Here is a 1,827-nt window from a genome sequence, read left to right as displayed (position 1 = left end):
TCTTAAATGGGGTACAACGTTCCCGCTGTATGGTGTCGTGCGGTTGACTGTCCCACGAAGTGGAGACTGTCAAGCCGTAAAGACGACATACAGAATATTGGTTTGCAGGTTAAAATAACCGCATGCACTATGACAGCTTGTTGTGGGCTGGCATTTCTTTCTTTTATTCATATTCAAGTAATTACTCTCTTTCTACTTTATTGCAAATGTGCCTATTTCGTGTTGTAAATTCTCCTCGTCTCCATAAAAGACTTTGTATTCTCCAGATTCTAAGTCACCGATGGAAACTGCTTTACATTTACAGTCTTTGTTTTTGTTTGTAGCAACTCCAGTCACTATTTTCAAATGAATATGATTTTTATTAGTTGTAACTTTTGTCTTTATGCAGGATAGTGCGGAATTTAAAGTCGTCGGTTTAACTGTAATTGAGTCTAGTCCCGACACATTGCATAATACTGGCAAGTAGTAACCGTCTTCTGTCTCCAATGGTGTTTCAATTTTTATCCCACCTACTTTTTGTATAAAGTCCCAATCTGCTGTCTTTCTGTTAATATTGATAAAAAAGATAATGAGAGTTAAACTCAGCAGTGTAATTGCACTTATAATAATTATCCATTTCTTCCTCACGATCTATTGCTATTATTTAACTTTTTTCATGCTTGCCCACAACGTTCCCGCGGTATGGTGTCGTGGCAGTTTCTGTCCGATAGGATAGGAACTGTCAGGACGAAAGGTGCTTGCAGCGAACGTTGAATTATTTTATTTAAAAATACTGCCATGCACTATGACCGCGTGTTGGCAACAGTTATTATTTAACTTCATATTTTAAATTCTCTGAAAAATATAGGTTATTCAAACCATTGAACATTTGTATATACTCAATATTTAGTTCTTTAATTCCTTTTGAGTCTGGCATAATCGTAAATTTTGTATTTTCAAAATTATAGTCAATTGTATCAGAGTTAAATTTTTTTCCATTTATTAATTCTGAAACTATAATTCTAGGTTTGTATTTAGTAGGAAATCCGGTAAAAAAAACTCTTGCAGAAAATTCATCGCCAAGTTTTATCTGTTCTTTATCAGGAATGATTTCAATTTTGTATTTGTCAAGTGCTGGAGTCCAATTGTAATTATTTTTAATGTAGGAATCAGTAATTTGTTTTTCTAGCATTAATACTTGATTCAGATATATTGTATTTAATGATGTATTTATTTTTTCAGGTTTAGTCCAATGATTTATAAAATTTAAAATTCTTGATAATAGGAAATTGGGGTACGTAGTATCATGTCTAATATAATAATCAGAATAAATAAAGCTTTTTATACTATCGACACTATTAATTAAAGTTTCTTTATCATAAGTATCTTTTTGGATAAATATCTTTTTAAGATTATCAAAGTAGGGTTTAAGTTCTATTATCGATTTTGAGTAATCTTGAAAATCTTTATATTGTAATTCATAATCAATGCATCCATAATTTTCAACAATGGCATTATTTAAGAATATATTTTGTTCATCATAATTTGTTTGAAACTCTGATTCTGAGTCACAACTAACAAAAATTAGTGATGCAAATAAAACGATTATTAGATGTATTGCTTTCTTCATATTATAATTGTTGCCAACGTTCCCGCGGTATGGTGTCGTGGCAGTTTCTTTCACCCGTGAAAGGAACTGTCAGGATGAAAGGTGCTTTGCGCGAACGTTGATATTTTTTGTTTAAAAGTACTGCCATGCACTATGCACCGCGTGTTGTGGGTAGTGCTTTTTATAATGTACTGTCAATCATTTTACTAAAATACATCAGTATTATTACTTTCTTTTGT

2 protein-coding genes are annotated in these 1,827 nt (G+C 32.0%); both read right to left on the bottom strand.

Annotated elements, in window-relative coordinates; translation table 11 throughout:
* Positions 1-192: 192 nt before the first annotated feature.
* Positions 193-627: a hypothetical protein gene (locus ACE01N_RS20355; protein WP_380592894.1), complete on the bottom strand. Its 435-nt coding sequence runs from the start codon at positions 625-627 to the stop codon at positions 193-195.
* Positions 628-808: 181 nt separating this feature from the next.
* On the bottom strand, positions 809-1,609 hold the full coding sequence (locus ACE01N_RS20350) for a hypothetical protein (RefSeq protein ID WP_380592892.1): 801 nt from the start codon (positions 1,607-1,609) through the stop codon (positions 809-811).
* Between the last annotated feature and the right edge of the window lie 218 nt (positions 1,610-1,827).

Source organism: Quyinboa ferrireducens (genome assembly GCF_042436675.1).
GTDB lineage: Bacteria > Bacteroidota > Bacteroidia > Bacteroidales > UBA5342 > JBHJHP01.
Note: the sequence above shows the minus strand (reverse complement) of the source record. Positions and strands in the feature narration are given on the sequence as shown.